The sequence below is a fragment of the uncultured Faecalicoccus sp. genome (assembly GCF_944325745.1).
In the GTDB taxonomy this organism is placed as follows: domain Bacteria; phylum Bacillota_I; class Bacilli_A; order Erysipelotrichales; family Erysipelotrichaceae; genus Faecalicoccus.
In genome coordinates, this window is record NZ_CALVBG010000001.1 from 38,217 (window position 1) to 57,052 (window position 18,836).

16 protein-coding genes are annotated in these 18,836 nt (G+C 40.4%); 2 read left to right on the plus strand and 14 right to left on the minus strand.

Annotated elements, in window-relative coordinates; genetic code table 11:
- Window positions 1-47: 47 nt before the first annotated feature.
- From Q0J48_RS00205 to Q0J48_RS00230, 6 genes are all read right to left on the minus strand, one after another.
- Complete coding sequence (locus Q0J48_RS00205; RefSeq protein ID WP_296240405.1) at window positions 48-1,601, minus strand: acyl CoA:acetate/3-ketoacid CoA transferase; 1,554 nt, start codon at window positions 1,599-1,601, stop codon at window positions 48-50.
- 11 nt (window positions 1,602-1,612) lie between these two features.
- Complete coding sequence (locus tag Q0J48_RS00210; protein WP_296240408.1) at window positions 1,613-2,392, minus strand: enoyl-CoA hydratase-related protein; 780 nt, start codon at window positions 2,390-2,392, stop codon at window positions 1,613-1,615.
- 68 nt (window positions 2,393-2,460) lie between these two features.
- The gene (locus Q0J48_RS00215) at window positions 2,461-3,297 is read right to left on the minus strand and encodes a 3-hydroxyacyl-CoA dehydrogenase NAD-binding domain-containing protein (RefSeq protein ID WP_296240409.1); all 837 of its coding nucleotides are present in this window, start codon (window positions 3,295-3,297) and stop codon (window positions 2,461-2,463) included.
- A 14-nt stretch (window positions 3,298-3,311) separates the two neighbouring features.
- The gene (locus tag Q0J48_RS00220) at window positions 3,312-4,340 is read right to left on the minus strand and encodes an electron transfer flavoprotein subunit alpha/FixB family protein (protein ID WP_296240416.1); all 1,029 of its coding nucleotides are present in this window, start codon (window positions 4,338-4,340) and stop codon (window positions 3,312-3,314) included.
- 13 nt (window positions 4,341-4,353) lie between these two features.
- Window positions 4,354-5,145, minus strand: coding sequence for an electron transfer flavoprotein subunit beta/FixA family protein (locus Q0J48_RS00225; RefSeq protein ID WP_296240424.1), 792 nt, complete (start codon window positions 5,143-5,145; stop codon window positions 4,354-4,356).
- 16 nt (window positions 5,146-5,161) lie between these two features.
- Window positions 5,162-6,301: an acyl-CoA dehydrogenase gene (locus Q0J48_RS00230; RefSeq protein WP_296240431.1), complete on the minus strand. Its 1,140-nt coding sequence runs from the start codon at window positions 6,299-6,301 to the stop codon at window positions 5,162-5,164.
- 287 nt (window positions 6,302-6,588) lie between these two features.
- Here Q0J48_RS00230 and Q0J48_RS00235 point away from each other — a divergent pair, with 287 nt between their 5' ends.
- Window positions 6,589-7,794, plus strand: a complete 1,206-nt coding sequence (locus Q0J48_RS00235) for an acetyl-CoA C-acetyltransferase (RefSeq protein ID WP_296240448.1) — start codon at window positions 6,589-6,591, stop codon at window positions 7,792-7,794.
- Window positions 7,795-7,832: 38 nt separating this feature from the next.
- Here the strand turns inward: Q0J48_RS00235 and Q0J48_RS00240 are convergent, their stop codons facing one another.
- The 8 genes from Q0J48_RS00240 to Q0J48_RS00275 all read right to left on the minus strand — a co-directional run bounded on the left by Q0J48_RS00240 (window position 7,833) and on the right by Q0J48_RS00275 (window position 17,082).
- Window positions 7,833-8,909: a radical SAM protein gene (locus Q0J48_RS00240; protein ID WP_296240453.1), complete on the minus strand. Its 1,077-nt coding sequence runs from the start codon at window positions 8,907-8,909 to the stop codon at window positions 7,833-7,835.
- Between the two features lie 45 nt (window positions 8,910-8,954).
- Window positions 8,955-11,102: a 1,3-beta-galactosyl-N-acetylhexosamine phosphorylase gene (gene gnpA, locus Q0J48_RS00245; protein ID WP_296240454.1), complete on the minus strand. Its 2,148-nt coding sequence runs from the start codon at window positions 11,100-11,102 to the stop codon at window positions 8,955-8,957.
- Window positions 11,099-12,583: a UDP-glucose--hexose-1-phosphate uridylyltransferase gene (locus Q0J48_RS00250; RefSeq protein WP_296240455.1), complete on the minus strand. Its 1,485-nt coding sequence runs from the start codon at window positions 12,581-12,583 to the stop codon at window positions 11,099-11,101. The genes gnpA and Q0J48_RS00250 overlap by 4 nt, the downstream gene beginning before the upstream one ends.
- A 10-nt stretch (window positions 12,584-12,593) precedes the next feature.
- The gene (ugpC, locus tag Q0J48_RS00255) at window positions 12,594-13,685 is read right to left on the minus strand and encodes a sn-glycerol-3-phosphate ABC transporter ATP-binding protein UgpC (protein WP_296240460.1); all 1,092 of its coding nucleotides are present in this window, start codon (window positions 13,683-13,685) and stop codon (window positions 12,594-12,596) included.
- Window positions 13,686-13,697: 12 nt separating this feature from the next.
- A complete protein-coding gene (locus Q0J48_RS00260) occupies window positions 13,698-13,871 on the minus strand; it encodes a hypothetical protein (RefSeq protein ID WP_296240468.1) in 174 nt (57 codons plus the stop codon).
- Between the two features lie 13 nt (window positions 13,872-13,884).
- The gene (locus tag Q0J48_RS00265; protein WP_296240475.1) at window positions 13,885-14,760 is read right to left on the minus strand and encodes a carbohydrate ABC transporter permease; all 876 of its coding nucleotides are present in this window, start codon (window positions 14,758-14,760) and stop codon (window positions 13,885-13,887) included.
- 11 nt (window positions 14,761-14,771) lie between these two features.
- Entirely contained in the window at window positions 14,772-15,653 is an 882-nt protein-coding gene (locus Q0J48_RS00270) for a carbohydrate ABC transporter permease (protein WP_296240489.1), read from the minus strand.
- 76 nt (window positions 15,654-15,729) lie between these two features.
- A complete protein-coding gene (locus tag Q0J48_RS00275) occupies window positions 15,730-17,082 on the minus strand; it encodes a carbohydrate ABC transporter substrate-binding protein (RefSeq protein ID WP_296240491.1) in 1,353 nt (450 codons plus the stop codon).
- 207 nt (window positions 17,083-17,289) lie between these two features.
- Here Q0J48_RS00275 and Q0J48_RS00280 point away from each other — a divergent pair, with 207 nt between their 5' ends.
- Window positions 17,290-18,744 carry an arylsulfatase gene (locus Q0J48_RS00280; RefSeq protein WP_296240496.1) on the plus strand — a complete coding sequence of 485 codons (1,455 nt, stop codon included), beginning with the start codon at window positions 17,290-17,292 and terminating at the stop codon, window positions 18,742-18,744.
- The last annotated feature ends 92 nt before the right edge of the window (window positions 18,745-18,836 follow it).

Below are 18,836 nucleotides of genomic sequence, written 5' to 3' on the forward strand. Positions count from 1 at the left end.
TCATCCGCTCCTTTTCAAAAAGGAGTACTGTGCAGTACTCCTAAACTTTACTTTTTAAGTCCCATCGGCTGATCTTCGAAAATGCGAGCGTCCATCAGTTTTAAATCCGGTGCAATTGCCGGTTTAAATTCCATCTGTCCCAAGACATCTTTTTCAAGATCAACACCTGGAGCAATTTCGGTCAATGTCAAAACCCCATCTAACAGTTCGAAAACGGCACGTTCTGTGATGTAAAGAACTTTTTGTCCCGTCTGCGCTGCATATTCAGCCGCAAAGGTAATCTGTTCGACCTCATTTTTAAACTTTTTGATTTGTCCTTCTTGGAGAATCTCAAGTTTGCCATTGCCGATCTTTTCTTTTAGACCTTTGGCAGTAAAGGTACCACAATAGACAACAACAGGAGCTGTCTGCGTGATATTGATAAATCCACCGCAACCGGCAATCTTCGGACCAAATCGAGAAACGTTGATATTTCCGTGGCGATCGCATTCTGCCAAACCTAAGAATGCCTGATCCAGCCCGCCGCCATCATAGAAATCAAACTGATATGGCTGATCGATCATCGCATCTGGGTTCGTACAAGCTCCAAATGCAGTGCCGCTCATAGGAACGCCGCCGATTCCTCCAGTTTCAACAGTCAGTTTCAATCCAGGAAGTCCTTCTTCATTGGCTACGTTTGCGATTCCTTCTGGCATACCGATTCCCAGGTTGATGATTGCGCTTGGATCAAGTTCCATAGCAGCTCTTCGACAAACCACTTTACGAGCATTCAATGGCATCGGTTCAATGGAATCGACAGGGACTCGCACTTCTCCAGAGTAAGAAGGATTGTATTCTTGTGAATAAGTTTGCCAATGATTTTCAGGTTTGCCAATAACAAGGGCATCCACATAGATTCCTGGAATCTTTACATCTCGTGCGGACAGCGTACCATTCTGTACGATTTCCTTCACCTGAACAATAACTTTTCCACCGGAATTTTTCGCAGCCTGCGCAATGGATAAGGAATCAAGTGTTCCCGCTTCTTGTGTCATGACGACATTTCCATCTTCATCGGCGTATGTTCCACGAAGTAAAGCAACATTGACCGGGAAAGATTTGTAACGTAACCATTCTTCCCCATCCATTTCAATGAGTTCAACAAGATCTTCCGCTTGTCTTGTCTTTTCGTTCATTTTTGCGCCTTCCAAGCGAGGATCCACAAAAGTTTTTAAACCGATTTTTGTGATGACTCCAGGGCGATGTCCGGCAATTTCACGGAATAATAACGAAATGGTTCCTAATGGCAGGTTATACCCTTCTACTTTATTTTCAAAAACAAGTTTTTGGAATGTAGGAATCAAACCCCAGTGGCCTACAACGATTCGTTTTAATAATCCTTCATGCCCAAGATGATTCGCTCCTAATTTGTCCGTTCCGTCACCCATTCCAGCTGAGAACATTACAGTTAGATCGCGCGGATGGCCGGTATTTAAGAAACTGTTTTCAACGGCAATACTCAATTCCTGAGGATGCCCCATTCCAATAAATCCACTGATTCCCACTGTATCTCCATCTTTGATCATGGAGACAGCTTCTTCAGCTGATAATATTTTTGCCATGCGAAACCCTCCTATTTATTTTTAAATTCTTTTTCTTTTACCTTATTGACAAAACATTCCATTCCGTATGTCTGATCTTCGGTAGCGAAACAATCCGAGAAACGTTTTACCTCGATCTGGATGCCTCCATCAATGTCAGTCTGAAGACCTTCGTTGATTGCTTTTTTTGCCAGGCTAACAGCAATTGGTGCATTTTTCGCAATACCGTTGGCCATTTTTAAAACAGTTGGCATCAAATCTTCTGAAGGTACAACAGAGTTGACTAAGCCAATCGCCAATGCTTTGTCTGCTTTGATATTGCGTGCAGTAAAAATCATTTCTTTTGCGATTCCAGCAGGTACCAGACGAGCTAAACGTTGTGTACCGCCAAATCCAGGTGTAATACCCAATCCGACTTCAGGCTGGCCGAAAACAGCATTTTCGCTGGCAATACGAATATCACAGCTCATCGCTAATTCACAACCGCCGCCTAAAGCGAAACCATTGACTGCTGCGATCACTGGGCAATGCATTGTTTCGATCATACGGAAGATCTTGTTTCCATATGCACCATATTCGGCAGCTTCTTCTACATTCTTATCCTTCATTTCGGCAATATCTGCACCTGCTACAAAGCTCTTAGAACCTGCTCCAGTAATGATGGCACAATAGGTATCGGCATCATTTTCAACGGTTTGAACAGCCTCTTCCAAGTCTTTTAAAACCGCTGTGCTCAAAGCATTCAACGCTTTTTCACGATTGATCGTAATAATAGAGACATGTCCCTGTTTTTCTAAAATAACATTTTCCATGGTTATATCCTTTCTTTTTAAAAAAGGCGAAACTGGAACGTTCCGCCTCAATTTCATCGATTTATCGATTAATATTTGTAGAAACCTTCTCCTGTTTTACGTCCTAATTTACCGGCACGTACCATTTTACGCAACAAAGTACTTGCACGATATTTAGAATCGCCTGTTTCATGATACAGTACATCCATGATAGCTTCTACGATATCCAAACCAATCAAGTCTCCTAATGCCAGAGGACCCATCGGATGGTTAGCTCCTAATTGCATAGCTGTATCGATATCGCTAGCCGAAGCAATTCCTTCCTGAAGAATGAAAGTTGCTTCATTGATCATAGGTACCAAGATACGGTTGACTACGAATCCTGGACCTTCATTCACTTCAACAGGAGTCTTTCCAATGGCTTTAGAAATTTCGATAACTTTGTCTTTTACTTCGGCAGGTGTATTTGCTCCTGAAATCACTTCAACGAGTTTCATACGATCTGCAGGGTTAAAGAAATGCATACCGATCACAGGATGTTTAACTCCGTTAGCAATTTCTGTGATACTCAAGCTAGAAGTGTTCGAACCGAAGATGCAGTCGTCTTTAACGATTTCATCTAATTTTGTGAACAGTTCTTTTTTCACGTTCATCACTTCCAAAACAGCTTCTACGATCAGATCTGCATCTGCCAAATCTTCGTATACCCCAGCTTTTAAGTTTGCTTTAGCCTGATTGGCAGCTTCTTCTGTAATCTTTCCACGAGAAACTAATTTGTCTTTAGAAGCAAAGATCTTATTGACACCATTCTGTGCCCATTCCAATTTCACATCAACGACAGTAACTTGGTTTCCAGCGCTCGCAAATGCATTTGCGATCCCCTGTCCCATTGTACCGGCGCCAACTACACCAACTTTTAATGTCATAGTGAATATCCTCCTTAAGCAGCTTTTGCTTTTTTGATTTCTTCAACTAATAATGGCAGTACTTCGTTTACATCTCCCACAAATCCCATGTTGGCAATTGTGAAGATCTCTGCCTGAGGATCACGGTTGATCGCAATGATCATATCGGATTTTTCCATACCGGCAACGTGCTGAACAGCACCAGAAATACCGCAGGCAATATAAAGAGATGGACGTACGGTTTTACCAGTTTGTCCTACCTGTAAACTCTTGTCCATATAGCCATCTTCAACAACGGCACGAGTTGCACAAACAACGCCGTCTAATTCTTTAGCACAAGCTTGTAAAACATCCAGACATCCTTCGGCACCACGACCAGCTCCTACAAGGATATTTGCTTTTGTGATGTCTACTCCTTCGATGATTTTTTCAACAACTTTTTCGATTGTTACCTGTGGTTCTGTGCTTTCCCACTTAGGAGCAAATGTTACCACTTCTCCTGTACGAGCGGCATCAGCTGGAGCCATATCAAATACTTTTGGACGAATCGTGGCCATCTGAGGACGAGTGTCTGGGCAAACGATCGTACCAAACAAGTTACCGCCAAATGTAGGACGAGTAACTAATAACAATGCTTCTCCGTCTTTCGCTTTTTCTGTATCGATCTCGATCTTAGTGGCATCGGCTGTTAACCCGGCATTGATACGTGCAGCAACACGTGGTGCCAAGTCACGACCTAATACAGTCGCTCCTGTCAAGAAAGAATCTGGTTTGAATTCTTTGATGATCTGAGTCAATGCATCCGCATAGAACTGTGTTGAGTAATCTTTTAATAATTCATCATCAACAACGATGACTTTATCTGCACCGTGAGTAATCACTTCCTGTGCTTTATCTGTAATGTTAGAACCTAACAGAACACCGACTACCTGATATCCCATTTCAGGAATGCTGGCAACAAGTTTTCTTGCTTCAGAGATCAATTCATAACCCACTTCTGCAATGGTTCCGTTTTTTTGTTCTACAAATACATAAATGTCTTTGTATCCTTCAAATTTTGCCATGTTGTTCTCCTTCCTACTTTGTGATCAATTGCTTTTCTTTCAAAGTATGAGCAATTAATTCAGCAGCTTCTTGTGCAGGCATATCATAAGTCTTTGTTTCTGCACTAACATCTTTTGTAAATGTTGCATGAACTTTTGTAGGAGAACCTGCAAGACCTACTACAGAAAGGTCAAGATCCAAATCATCAAAAGTCATGATGTGTACTGGTTTATCAAAAGAATCCACAATATCATTACAGTTCATGTAACGAGGATTGTTCATGCCTGACAAAGTAGTCAATACACAAGGCATCGTTGATGTTAAGATCTGTTCTTCTTCTTCCAAAGATTTTTTAACAGTGATCTTTTCTGGAGTTACGTCAATGATCTCATCAACATAAGTGATCTGTGGAAGACCAAGGCGTTCAGCTGTTTGAGGTCCAACCTGAGCAGTATCTCCATCGATAGCCTGACGTCCGGCAATGATCAAATCAAAACCGATCTTCTTTAAAGCGGCAGCCAGTGTACGACTTGTAGCACATGTATCCGCACCACCTAAACGACGGTCAGTGATCAAATAAGCATCGTCTGCCCCACGAGCGATTGTTTCCTGCAACATACCTTTTGCTTGAGGAGGGCCCATCGATACAACCGAGATCTTGATATCTGGATTTGCATCTTTTAATTGTAAAGCGGCTTCTAACCCAGCTAAATCATCAGGGTTGATGATACTAGGAACGCCATCACGTACCAATGTACCAGTGTTCTTATCAACAGTGATCTCAGTAGAATCTGGTACTTGTTTTACTAGAACGACAATTTTCATATTCAACGATTCCTTTCTATCGTAATACCGCACCGGAAATTACCATACGTTGTACTTCTGAAGTACCTTCGTAGATCTCAGTGATCTTGGCATCACGGAACATTCTTTCAACAGGCAGATCACGAGTATATCCGTAACCACCCATCAGCTGGATAGCTTTTGTAGTGACTTCCATTGCAACTTCCGCTGCAAATAATTTTGCTTCGGCAGCCAATACTGTATATGGTTCCCCATTTTCTTTAGCCATGGCAGCACGATAAACTAACATACGAGCAGCATCTGTCTTACATTGCATGTCAGCCAGCTGGAATTGCGTATTCTGGAATTTAGAGATTGGACGTCCGAACTGTTTACGAGCTTTAACGTAAGGAACTACTTCATCAATCGCTCCCTGTGCAATACCTAAAGCCTGTGCAGCGATACCGATACGACCGCCATCCAATGTCTGCATGGCAATCTTGAATCCCTGTCCTTCTTTTCCTAATAAATTTTCAACTGGGATCTCAACATTATTAAAGATCAACTCACTGGTAGCTGAACCACGGATTCCCAATTTCTTTTCATGAAGACCAAAAGTAAATCCAGGCATTCCTTTTTCAACGATGAATGCAGAGATACCATGTGTACCTTTTGATTTGTCAGTCATCGCGAAGATGATATAAACATCAGCTTCTCCTGCATTTGTGATAAAGATCTTAGTTCCGTTCAAAACGTAATGATCTCCCTTTAATACAGCAGTTGTCTGTTGACCGGCTGCATCAGTACCTGCGTTAGGTTCTGTTAAACCGAAAGCAGCTAATTTCTTACCAGTGCAAAGATCTGGAAGATATTTTTGTTTCTGTGCATCGGTTCCAAACTGAGCAATTGGCCAAGTTCCTAAAGATGTGTGTGCACTCAGCACAACACCTGTTGTTGCACAAGTTTTAGAAAGCTCTTCTACCGCTAAGATATAGCTTAAGTAGTCAGCTCCGGCACCGCCATATTCACGAGAATAAGGGATACCCAGCATTTTCGCTTGACGCATAACTTCTACGTTTTCTTTTGGGAAACGTTCGCTTTCGTCAACATCAGCTGCGTTTTCTTTTACTTCGTTTTGCGCAACTTCTCTGAACAACTTCTGCATCATTTTCTGTTGTTCTGTCAAATTGAAATCCATAGATGAAGTTCTCCTTTCTTTTCCTGAACCATTCGATTTCTGGATATCGTGAGCATGAAAACGTTATAAAAAAATTCTCATACACTGTTATTTTACTGACATTGATATCTTCCGTCAATAAGTTTGTGCAAAAATTAACAAGTTATTTTTTATAAAAATTTCACTAGTATTTTGTTCAAATTTTATGTAAACAAATGCTCAAATTGAACAAATTTTCCTGTGTTGACAAATGTATATTTTATGACTTATTCTATCCCTATAAACTCATTGAGTAGAAAGGTGAAATTATGAGAAAAGCTTATATTGTTGCCGCAAAACGAAGTGCCATCGGAACTTTTATGGGTTCCTTGACTGATGTGGATGTGGCAGATTTTGGTGCTACGGTCTTAAAAGAAACAATAGCGCAGGCAAAAATCGATCCCAAAGATCTGGATGAAGTCTTGATTGGAAACGTGATTGCCGCTGGATTGGGTCAGAATATTGCCCGTCATGTTGCCTTCAACGCAGGTATTCCCGTTGAAGTTTGCGCTCAGTCCATCAATATGCTTTGCGGATCCGGATTGAAAGCAGTCATGGAAGCTTGTCTGAGAATCCAGGCTAATTTTGGGGACTTGTATGTTGCCGGCGGTGTCGAATCAATGACGCGTGCCCCATTCTTAACCCCATATACCATTCGTAAAGGGATTAAGAACGGAAATATGACCATGGTCGATTCCATGTTATATGATGGATTGACCGATGCAATGTACGGCATTCATATGGGTGTTACAGCCGATAACATCGCAAAAAAATACAATATTTCCAGAGAAGCGCAAGATGAATTTGCATTGGCTTCTCAACAGAAAGCTTTAGCCGCCATTGAATCAGGTCGATTCAAAGATGAAATCGTGCCTATCAACTACAAAACACGAAAAGGTGAAATGATCTTTGATACGGATGAACATCCACGCCAAACAAGCATGGAAAAACTCGCAAAACTTCGTCCTGCCTTCTCTCAAGACGGTACTGTTACAGCTGGAAATGCATCTGGAATCAACGACGGAGCCAGCTTTACGATCGTCGCCAGCGAAGATGCCGTTAAGAAATACAATTTGAAACCAATTGCCGAAGTTATCGGATTTGGACAAGGCGGTGTAGACCCTCGTGTGATGGGCCTTGGACCAACGCCTGCAATCTTGAACGCATTAAAATACGCAAACAAAAAAATCGAGGACATGGAACTGATTGAGTTAAATGAAGCCTTTGCAGCTCAATCCTTAGGTGTGATCCACGAATTAGAAGAAGCAACTGGGATGGATCGCGAAGCATTCCTTAAGAAGACAAATGTCAATGGAGGTGCCATTGCGCTGGGACACCCGGTAGGTGCATCTGGAAACCGAATCTTGGTTACTCTATTGTATGAAATGAAAAAACGCAATCTAAAAACAGGTCTTGCTTCCCTTTGCATTGGCGGAGGACAAGGTGCTGCCGTTATCGTTAATATGTGCGAATAACAACAAAATAAGCCATTTCAAATCTAAGAAATGGCTTTTTATATTGTCTTTGCGATATGCAACAGCGTTTGGAATGATTCATCCAGAAAATCCCGTAACCCACAATATTTTTGATCAAAATAAATCATATGGCATCGCCGACAGTTTTGATGGCAATACTCAATATAAGAACAGGTCAAACAAGCCTTGCTTGAATAAGATTCGCGGTGAAGAAAAGACTGTGCTTTGGGAGAGTTTTGAATTGATTCAATGGAATCGTCTTTGATGTTTCCGCAACGCCATTGGTCAAAGGCATAAAAATCACAAGGATAGACACTTCCGTCCGATTCGATAATATTTTGAAAAGTGCACTGCCCCATCATGCCGCATTGAAACGGTGTCCTTCCCTGCAGCAATAAGATCCAATTATCAAAAAATGAAATGCTGAAGTAATTTCCTTTTTGAAACTCTTTGAACCAGAGACGAAACAATACTTTGTAAAATTGAGCAAATTGTTTTGGTTTTAACGAATAAGGACTCGTTTCAGTCCCTAAAGGCGGTAAACAAGGAATCAGCTGAACATAACGAAAATCTAATTCTTTGATCCACCGAAAATACTGAACAGGATGTTTGGATAAAGTTGAGGTCAATACCGTTAAGATATTGAAACGAATTTGATGTTTTTTTAACATCCCAATATTCTTGAGGATCGTTGTGTAGCTCTTCTTTTGTCCGATAGGACGGAAATAATCATGATATTCCTGCGGACCATCCAGAGATAATCCGACCAAAACATCATGCCGCTTAAAGAAGTCACACCAACGATCATCGATCACAAGTCCGTTTGTTTGAAAAGAATAATGAATTCTCGCCTTCGGATTTCGATTTTGTACTTCTTTTACAAACTGTTCATAAAAGGATAAACCCGCTAGCGTCGGTTCTCCTCCCTGAAAAGCGAAAGTTACATCATCATAAGGTAAACTTTGATCGATCAAAGCTCGCATCGTTTCTAATGACAGAATGTTTGAAGGAATCGCTTGTTCTTGATAAGAATGAACATCTTTATAAAAACAATATTTACAATCCATATTACATGCCGCAGAAACAGGCTTGATCAAAAACTGTATTGATTTCATGAATCTATTATAAAAAAAAAGAGTGCAATTTGCACTCTTATCCGATTAATCCATATCAAACCATTGAATTCCGCAAGCTGGAACGTCAACTTCAAATGAACTTCCATCACCTTTATAGATCATAGATTTCTGTGGTTCATAAGTATTGTTGACAACGCAGAAGCTGTTTGTCGATGGATATACATTGACATCTAAATTATAGTTATCACTATACCATTTCTTCAAATCATCTTCTTTGTGAGCTGCGTAATAAATCGCACGATACAATAAGCGTGTGTTCTCAAAACTGAATGGAAGACCATTGATGTATACAGAACGGCCTTTTCCATACTCGTTGCACGCAAGGTTTACATGAAGATCTTTATCACGGATGACTGTCGTTTCAGGCAGTGCATAAACATTGTTGATGCATTCGCCCCAGTCTTCATGTTCTAACTGTTCCACGATAAAGTGATCGTGACTATCCCAATTGTACTTATCAGTATGGAGGGTGAAGCCTAATTCTTCATCGACTCCTAAGACATCGTACAGGGTGAAATACTTTCCATTCTTCGCGCAGGCAGTTGGCTCTCCAACACCGATGAATCCCCCGCCTTGATCGACATATCGGCGTAAAGTGGAAATGATCGTTTCATCAAACTCTTCTCCTCCGCTGAAACTTGTGTATGCCGAACCTACATTGATCAAAACATCGACATCGTTCAATGTATCAGGATCTTTTCGGATATCATCGAAACTAATAAAGCGAACATGGAATGGGAATCCGCTCAGCGCTTCCATAACCCCGGTATAGGAATAGATCTGTTTGTACCAGATCGCATGATGCACTAAATGCGTTCCCCATCGTCTTAATTCACCCCAACTATTTAATACACCCACCGTCATATGAGTATATGGTTCTTGTTGGTTGATATGTGAATATAATTCACGGAATTCGTCACATACTTTTTCAATATAATCAATGAACTCTGGGAATTTTAAAGCCAGTTTTAAATAACCTCCATATCCGATACGGTCCACCGGACTTCTTAAAATAGCACGTCGGGCAGTGACCCAGTTGATTTTCGCTTCTTGTAACGGATCTCCTCCGTCATAGAAAGTATCCGGGAAGAAGTATGGAAGGAATCGTCCTTCCGTATATTTGACCCCTTCAATATCAGAAATTAAACGCAAGGTAGTACCAGAGCCCACGGAACCAACAACCGCATCAAGCCCGATCGAACTGAAATACTTACCATATGGTTCTGTTCCGATCCAGTGATCACCCAAGAACATCATTGCTTCTTTGCCATATTCATGACAAATATCAACAAATTTCTTGGCAAGTTTACAAACTTCACGCTGCTGGAAATCCATGAAGTCCAAGTATTCCTTTGTCGGTACACAGAATGTCGAGTTATTGAAACCTTTGTTGATGATATACTCCGGTCGGAAAGGATACCCTACTTCCTCTTCAAATTGTTTCAAGATATAAGGAGAAACGGAGGCGCTATATCCAAACCAGTCGACGTATTTTTCACGAGCTTTTTCATCAAATTGTAAAGTAAATTGATGGAAGAAAGTCGTGAAGCGAACAACGTTGACATCCGTTCTTTCCTGACAGAAACGACGGAATTTGTCCAATACATATTTTTGTGTTTTAGGCTGACGCACATCGTAAGTCATCTGATGTTCTTCGCCTTCCCATTCATTGGTCAAGCTATTGTACATGTGAACCGGATCCCAGATCACAAACGCCAAGAAACTTACTGTATATGCATGGTACGGAATCGTATTATGAATCGTCACTTCACGAGTTTCTTCATCATAATCCCAATCCGATATCACAGTATCTGTCGTTCGATCAATCACTTCCCACCAGCGGTGAATATCGTCGATCGTATTCGGTTTTAACTGATCTGCATAGAAATGTTTCATAATACAGATCTTCAATTCAGTCGATTTAGCCGTGATAAAATCACTCATCAAATACATTTGTTGGATTTCATCCGGATTTGCTTTGGCCCATTCGTTGTCTTTACGAGTGGTGTAATAGGTTGCGTATTGTTTGATGTCCATATTACGCAATTCTTCCGGCATGTCCGTGCCGTCACAATCGCGAATTGCATCCGCTTTCCAACGATTGATCACATCGATCGTCTCATCGATCACATCCACATCCGTCGGTACGGTTACTCTTCCTTTATTGATCATTTAAATGTCCCCTTTACTGTTTCAATCAGTTTCAAAAAAGCTTCGTTTCCTATTTCGTCTAAGGAGAATATTCCACAATGACGAAGTCCTTCCACAAACACAGTTGCGATTTCTTGCTGCAAGTTTATCATAACTGTATCTTCCTTCCAATCGTATTTTGATTGGATCGTATCTAGCCATTTCTTGTGAGATTCAATAGACTCTGTGTATTTGTCATACAACAAATAGTCTCGCATATCATTCATTTCTTGTTTCAATCGAGCCGGTAGAACGGCAAGTCCCATGACCTCGATCAAACCAATATTCTCTTTTTTGATATGATGAACCTCTTCATGAGGATGAAAAATACCCAACGGATGTTCTTCATCTGTACGATTGTTTCGAAAAACAAGATCCAATTCATATTGACCATTACGACACCGGGCAATACTTGTGATCGTATTGTGCGGCTGGTTTTGCGTATGCGCTAAGACGCCGATTGACGGATCACTATAATCTCTCCAAACTTGCAGAATATGAGCTGCCAGATCAATCAGTTCGTCTGTTGATGAAGAGGATAATCGCAATACACTCAAAGGCCAATATAAACGCGATGCCTTAACACCATTCTCAAAATCAAACGTTTGGTAAGTTTTAGCATCTGCCATAGCAAAATTATAATTTCCTCCCTGAAAATGATCATGCGACAAGATTGATCCCCCTACGATAGGAAGATCTGCATTCGACCCAATAAAGTAATGAGGAAATTGTTTCACAAAATCAAATAAACGGATGAAAGTCTCACGACAAGTTTTCATCGGTGTATGAGATTTTGATAGAACGATACAATGTTCGTTGTAGTACACATAAGGTGAATATTGTAGATACCACGTGTCGTTGTCTAATGTTACAGGAATCACACGGTGATTGCTGCGGCCGTCACAGTTTGCATTTCCATGATATCCTTCACATTCTTTACAAAGTACACATTGTGGATAACTTGTTGAAACGACTGACTTAGCCTTCGCGATATCACGAGGATCTTTTTCCGGCTTGGAAAGATTGATCGTGATATCCATCGTACCATATTCGGTTTTAGCCTTATAAGAAATATTTTTATCAATACGGTCTTTTCGAATGTAATTATCGGCAACACTCATATGATAGAAATAGGAAGTTGCCTTTTGAGGGTCCTGTTTGCATTTATCATAAAATGTCTCAATCAAATCAGAAGGTCGTTTGACAAAACAATTCATGATTTCACTGTCAAAAGCATCCCGATTCCGCAAAGTATCTTCAATGATTCCTTTTTTAACCGCATAGTCACATAAAGGAGAAAGAAGATCGCTGACATAATGATATGAGATCCGATCATTAGTTGGCTCCCAGCTCTCTTCTTTCAACAAGGACAAAACTCGATTTCTTGCATAGATACGATCATAAGACGTGATCAATTCCTGATCAATGGCATAGTCAAGCAATGTCTCTAGAACAGCTCTCATACAGCTATCCTTAAATAATTCGATTTTCAGTTTCAGGATCGAAGAAGTGGATCTTGCTGAGATCCATGGTTAATTCAATATCTTCATGCCCTTTAACTTCTTGACGAGAAGGAATCTTAGCATTCAGCGGCTCTCCATTATAAGTGCCATGAAGGATATACTCATGCCCTACAAGTTCTGCAACATCGATATGATAAGTAAAAAGTCCGGAAGGATACGTTTCCGCAACGATTCCTTCAGAATGCATATCTTCTGGACGAATACCTAAGACAACTTTCTTTCCGTTATAAGCTTCCATTTTTTCATGGAACATTTTTGGAACATCGATCACATGATCACCTGAAGTAAATTGATGATCCTGGTAAGTTCCGTGAATAAAGTTCGTAGCTGGAGCTCCTAAGAATCCCGCAACAAACATATTTGCCGGATTGTTATAGATTTCTTTTGGAGTACCGATCTGCTGAATGTATCCAGCTTTCATAACGACGATACGATCCGCCATCGTCATAGCTTCTGTCTGGTCATGGGTTACATAAATAGAAGTCGCACCGATTCTTTCATGTAATTTGATGATCTCACTGCGCATCTGCACACGAAGTTTCGCATCCAAGTTTGACAACGGTTCATCCATCAAGAATACTTTTGCGTTACGAACGATAGCACGGCCTAAGGCAACACGCTGACGCTGTCCCCCGGATAACGCTTTTGGTTTACGATCCAAATAAGGTTCAATTTCCAAAATACGAGCGGCTTCCTTAACACGTTTATCTATTTCTTCTTTTGGTGTCTTTCGAAGCTGAAGGCCAAATGCCATATTGTCGTATACACTCATATGTGGATACAATGCATAAGATTGGAATACCATGGCGATATCACGATCTTTTGGCTCGATATCGTTCATCAATTTTCCGTCAATATAAAATTCACCGGCTGTAATATCTTCCAAACCGGCAATCATACGAAGAGTCGTCGATTTACCGCATCCAGAAGGTCCAACGAAAACAATAAATTCTTTATCTTTGATCTCAAGGTTAAAATCAAAAACAGCCTGAACATTATTGTCATATACTTTATCAATATGTCTTAAAGACAATTCTGCCATATTCTGTTCCTCCTATTTATATTTTCTATTGTACAGATAGATCAGAACCATAATTCCGATGACACCAACGATTTGGATCATCAAGTAAGGAATTCCTACCGTTTTCTGACCATAGATGACTAAGCCAACACAGATAAAAAACGCAATAAATTTTAAGATTGTCTTAAAAATATTACTTTCATACATAACTGTTCCCTCCTTAGTCTTTCAAGCCACCAAGGCTCATACCTTGTGTCAATTTTTTCTGTACAATGATATACAGAATCAAGGTTGGAACCATGGCAATTACCAAACCAGCATACATCGTACCATAATCCGCTGCAGAACGCTGCGCCTGCATCAAGTTACGAAGGCCCACCGACAATGTCGCATGTTCTGTCTCCAGTAACGTAAAGGCAACCATATATTCATTCCAATATGCCAAGAACTGGAACAAGATGACGGTAATGATACTTGGGCGAGCCATAGGAATCATGATCTTAGTCATTGTCTTAAAGTAACCACATCCATCGATCAAAGCGGCTTCCTCATAAGCTTTCGGCAATGATTGGAAATATCCTGATAACAGATAAACTGTAAATGGTAAACTGGTGGAAGCATAGACAATCGCCAATATCAACTTGTTGTCAACCAGGAAATGGGTCACTCCCAACATATTATCAATATTAAACAGATTCATATAAATCGGTAAAACGATGTAGTTCATGTTGATAAACAAACCCGCCATGAATAACAAGTTCATGAATTTTTTACCTTTAAACTTGAATCGCGCCAGTACATAGGAGCAAGGCAAGGCAACAACCAATAAGATCGCTAAGGCCATCGCAACGACAATGACTGTATTGAGCAGATAATCGCCCATTCTTGCCTTTTCAAAAGCTTTTACATAGTTGCCCCATTGGAGTACTTCAGGCCATGCCCAAGGATTAGCAGCATTTAATTCAAGCTGCGTTTTTAAACTTGCGAGGAATACCCAAGCAATCGGAACAACAATCGTAATTGCAAATACGATCATTACAAAGTAAATAAAGATCTTATACCATGCATGAGGTGATAAATTTTTCATTTTTTTCATAAATACACCTCCTAGAACTGCAATGGATCACGTTTCGTTACTCTATTTAAAGCACCCGCCATAGAGAATGCCAAAATAAACGTGATTACACCAATCGCCATACCATAACCAAGGTTGCCAGAGAATGCCTTAGAATACATATAGTTCAACATGACTTGAGTTCCAAACTGTCCGTTGGTATTGACCTGTACAAATAAGAAACTCAAGTTGATCGTTGAAATTACGAAGAATGTCAACGTTTGACGAATATTATCCCAAATACAAGGCAATGTGATCATAAAAAACTGTTTGAATTTTCCAGCACCTTCCAAAGAAGCCGCTTCATACAAGTTTTCTGGAATAGAAGTCATACTGGCCATATACATTACCATATAATAACCGATTGCTTGCCATACCAGTGCACCAATGATCGAGAAGATAATGATCTCCGGATCCCCCATCCATTGACGAGTTAAAGAATCCAATCCAATGGAAGATAATAGAGTATTCAACAGACCATTACTTGGTGCATAGATTGCCGAGAAGATCCCCGCAATGATAACGATATTCAAAATATTTGGAATATAGAAAATAACACGGAATAAGTTTTTTCCCTTGAATTCTTCTCTTGTCAACAAAGTTGCGAAGAAGATTGCCAATACAATCGTAAACATAGTGATGACCACAATGATCAAGATCTGATTTTGAATCGATTCAAGGAAAATGGAGTCATTGAATAAAGTTTTGAAGTTCTTTAATCCAATAAACGTCTCATCACCTACAAAGCTTGATTTTTGATACAGAGAATATCGGAATACCTGAATGGTAGGGATTACAATAAACAGAGTAACGAGAATCAGAGCAGGTGCCAGACATGCAGCAACAAAGCGCGATTGTGCTTTCTTTTTTGTCATTTTGTCCTCCTTATCTCTCTAGTCTAAATAAAGCGGTGAAAGAATCACCGCTTTATAGTTTCATATCACTGTTTTTTTATTCTGCAGACAGAGGATTTTCACGTAATGTTGTCCAAAGTTCTGTCAGTGATTCTTGCCATGTATCAACAGTAACGCCTTCTTTACCACTTGCGATTTCTTCGATAGGACCATAGATTGTTCCTTTGAAGTCAACATCTGGAACAGCTGTTGCATCATAAGCGGCATATGTACCGGATACAGCTTTTACACCTTCCATGTTATAAACATCAAACAGACCTTTTAACTGTTCGTCAGCTAATAAGCTAGCAGAATCTTTTCTTGGTGAAACGATATTGTGAGATGCGAAAATCTGAGCGGCATCTTCAGAGTATAAGAACTTGATAAACGCTTTTGCGTCATCAGCATTTGCAGCTTCTGCAGGGATCCAAACAGTTTCAGTCATTGTAGTAACTACGCGATCTCCACCTTCTTCAAATGCAGGTAAAGGCATTACACCCCAAGAGAATCCTTCAGGAGTCGTTTCAGCCATTTCGGCAACGATCCAAGATCCGTTTGGCATAAATACGGCTTTACCATCGATCATAGACTGCTGGTTAACAGTAAATCCACCATCAACGTTAGCGTTCGCTACTGTGTCTTTTTCAAGATATTCAGGACCAACTAATTTAGCGATCGTTTCAAGAATCAGTTTTCCTTCATCGGAATCCCAAGTTCCTTCACCGTATTTCAATGCGTTCTGGAAGTATTCTTCTCCACCAGCCTGGTATAACATACCTAACAATGTGTTATCGAAGTAACCTCTGATTGGATAAGTAAACAAGTATTTGTTTGCATCTTCAGAATGAACTTGGTCACCTAAAGCAAACATTTCATCCCAAGTTGTAGGAAGTTCTTCATCACTTAATTCCGCTTTGTTGTAGTATAAACCAGCTGGTGTATACATAATTGGAGCTAAGTAGCTCTTTCCATCGCCAAAATATTCAGCTGTTGGTGAAGTAATAGAAGTATCAATTTCATCTGCTACTTCTTCCATTACATCACTGATATCCATTACTTTATTGCTGTTCAGCATAGATTCAGTGTAGTTAGATGCCTGTCCCAAGTTGTAGTAAACAAGGTCTGCATACTTACCAGAAGCGTTGTCTTTCTGCATTTCCTGGTCGATTTCTTTACTCCAACGGATCTGAACATCAACATCAGGATTTGCTTCTTCGAAAGCAGCAGCTGCTTCTTCCAAGAATTCTGTACCGTTTCCGCCTTCGAAAGCATCAAACGCTAAAATACGCTGACCATCTTCGTTAGTAGGAACTTCGGCTTCTGCAGTATCAGAGCTTCCTCCTGAGCTACAACCAGTAACAAGTGTAGCCATAGCCAGAGCTACAGCCCCAGCTCTATAAAATTTGTTCATATTATCCTCCTCCTCTAATAATTAGAACTTCATTTGATTTCAGTATAAAGAAATGTAAGCGCTTTTACTACACGATTCTTGTTAGTTTTTTTAGAGATATTGCTTTTTCGCAAAAAACGACAAAATCATGAAATGTCAAGTAAAATATGCTATACTACAAAAAGTATATAAAACACTTATAGATCATGACTGAAGGAGGATCTCATAATGAAAAAGAAACCGAATATCGTTTTGCTCATGTGTGATCAATTTCGCGGGGATTGTTTATCCATCGCCAATCATCCAGATGTACAGACTCCCTATTTAGATTCCATTGGGAATGACGGAACGGTCTTTGATCATGCTTATAGCGCCACTCCCAGCTGTATACCTGCACGCGCTGCCATATTTACCGGGCGAAGTCAGGAAGGTCACGGTCGTGTCGGATATGAAGATGGGATCGACTGGAATTACACGCATTATTTAGCAGAAGAATTCTCAAATGCTTCCTATCAGACAGAATGTATCGGGAAAATGCACGTGCATCCGCCAAGACTCACATGTGGTTTTGATCACATTCGTCTGCACGATGGGTTTTTACATAATCTAAGACAAGACTCAATTCCCCATTGGATGCACCAAGAAGTCTGTGATGATTATTTATATGATCTAAAAAATAAAAAAGGTCTGCAAGCGGATGTAACCGCATCAGGATTGGAATGCAATTCATGGGTCACTCATCCTTGGATCTATGAAGAAACACTGCACCCTACGAATTGGGTCAGTGATGAAAGTCTTCGCTTTTTAGATACAAGAGATCGTACAAAACCGTTTTTTATGATGTCATCCTTCTTGCGGCCGCATCCCCCTTTTGATCCGCCGCAATCGTATTATGATTTATATAAGGATAAAGACTTGCGCGCTCCGGCAAAAGGCGATTGGGACGATTTAGCACAGACTCAAAAACATCATTTCGAGCCCAACTCGATTTATGGTAAAGATGATGATCGCGTCCAGCACGATGTCATGGCTGGTTATTATGCTTGCATCACGCATGTTGATCATCAGATTGGCCGCATCTTATTTAAGCTGCAGGAACAAGGTGTCTTAGAAGATACGATCGTACTGTTTGTCAGTGACCATGGCGAAATGTTATTCGATCATAGTCTATGGCGAAAAGTATTCCCTTATCAAGGAAGCGTCCATATCCCGTTCTTGATGCGTATTGGAAAGAATATCTTACCTAAGCAGAAAAAAGTGATCCATGAAGTCGTAGAATTAAGGGATATCATGCCTACCCTGCTTGATCTTTGCGGGTTGCCCATTCCGGATACAGTGGACGGAAACTCCTTGGTTCCTCTTTTGACCGAAGAAAAAGATTCACTTCGGGATTACATTCATGGTGAGCACAGTTTCCACTCCGGTCTGTCGAATCATTATATCGTAACCAGACAATACAAATACATTTGGTATAGTGAAACAGGCATGGAACAGTTCTTTGATTTAGAAAAAGATCCCCAGGAAACGCATAATGCGATTCAGGATCCTGCCTATCAAAGCACAATTGAATCTTTACGAGAGGCTTTGATCAAAGAATTAGCTGACCGTCCTGAAGGATATAGCGATGGAAAACAACTGATCGTCGGAAAGACACCTGTGAATATGATCAAATATCGACCTTAGAGGGCTCATTCAGCCCTTTTTCTTTTGTCCAAAAACACAAAAAATTTACTTGTGAAAAAATTATTTTGTTCATTGATTTTCCCACCTTCCTA

Excerpts from the sequence above, each read along its gene's own strand:
- Q0J48_RS00205 (WP_296240405.1), bottom strand. The coding sequence starts at position 1,601 with ATGGCAAAAATATTATCAGCTGAAGAAGCTGTCTCCATGATCAAAGAT.
- Q0J48_RS00210 (WP_296240408.1), bottom strand. The coding sequence starts at position 2,392 with ATGGAAAATGTTATTTTAGAAAAACAGGGACATGTCTCTATTATTACG.
- Q0J48_RS00215 (WP_296240409.1), bottom strand. The coding sequence starts at position 3,297 with ATGACATTAAAAGTTGGTGTAGTTGGCGCCGGTACAATGGGACAGGGG.
- Q0J48_RS00220 (WP_296240416.1), bottom strand. The coding sequence starts at position 4,340 with ATGGCAAAATTTGAAGGATACAAAGACATTTATGTATTTGTAGAACAA.
- Q0J48_RS00225 (WP_296240424.1), bottom strand. The coding sequence starts at position 5,145 with ATGAAAATTGTCGTTCTAGTAAAACAAGTACCAGATTCTACTGAGATC.
- Q0J48_RS00230 (WP_296240431.1), bottom strand. The coding sequence starts at position 6,301 with ATGGATTTCAATTTGACAGAACAACAGAAAATGATGCAGAAGTTGTTC.
- Q0J48_RS00235 (WP_296240448.1), top strand. The coding sequence starts at position 6,589 with ATGAGAAAAGCTTATATTGTTGCCGCAAAACGAAGTGCCATCGGAACT.
- Q0J48_RS00240 (WP_296240453.1), bottom strand. The coding sequence starts at position 8,909 with ATGAAATCAATACAGTTTTTGATCAAGCCTGTTTCTGCGGCATGTAAT.
- gnpA (WP_296240454.1), bottom strand. The coding sequence starts at position 11,102 with ATGATCAATAAAGGAAGAGTAACCGTACCGACGGATGTGGATGTGATC.
- Q0J48_RS00250 (WP_296240455.1), bottom strand. The coding sequence starts at position 12,583 with ATGAGAGCTGTTCTAGAGACATTGCTTGACTATGCCATTGATCAGGAA.
- ugpC (WP_296240460.1), bottom strand. The coding sequence starts at position 13,685 with ATGGCAGAATTGTCTTTAAGACATATTGATAAAGTATATGACAATAAT.
- Q0J48_RS00260 (WP_296240468.1), bottom strand. The coding sequence starts at position 13,871 with ATGTATGAAAGTAATATTTTTAAGACAATCTTAAAATTTATTGCGTTT.
- Q0J48_RS00265 (WP_296240475.1), bottom strand. The coding sequence starts at position 14,760 with ATGAAAAAAATGAAAAATTTATCACCTCATGCATGGTATAAGATCTTT.
- Q0J48_RS00270 (WP_296240489.1), bottom strand. The coding sequence starts at position 15,653 with ATGACAAAAAAGAAAGCACAATCGCGCTTTGTTGCTGCATGTCTGGCA.
- Q0J48_RS00275 (WP_296240491.1), bottom strand. The coding sequence starts at position 17,082 with ATGAACAAATTTTATAGAGCTGGGGCTGTAGCTCTGGCTATGGCTACA.
- Q0J48_RS00280 (WP_296240496.1), top strand. The coding sequence starts at position 17,290 with ATGAAAAAGAAACCGAATATCGTTTTGCTCATGTGTGATCAATTTCGC.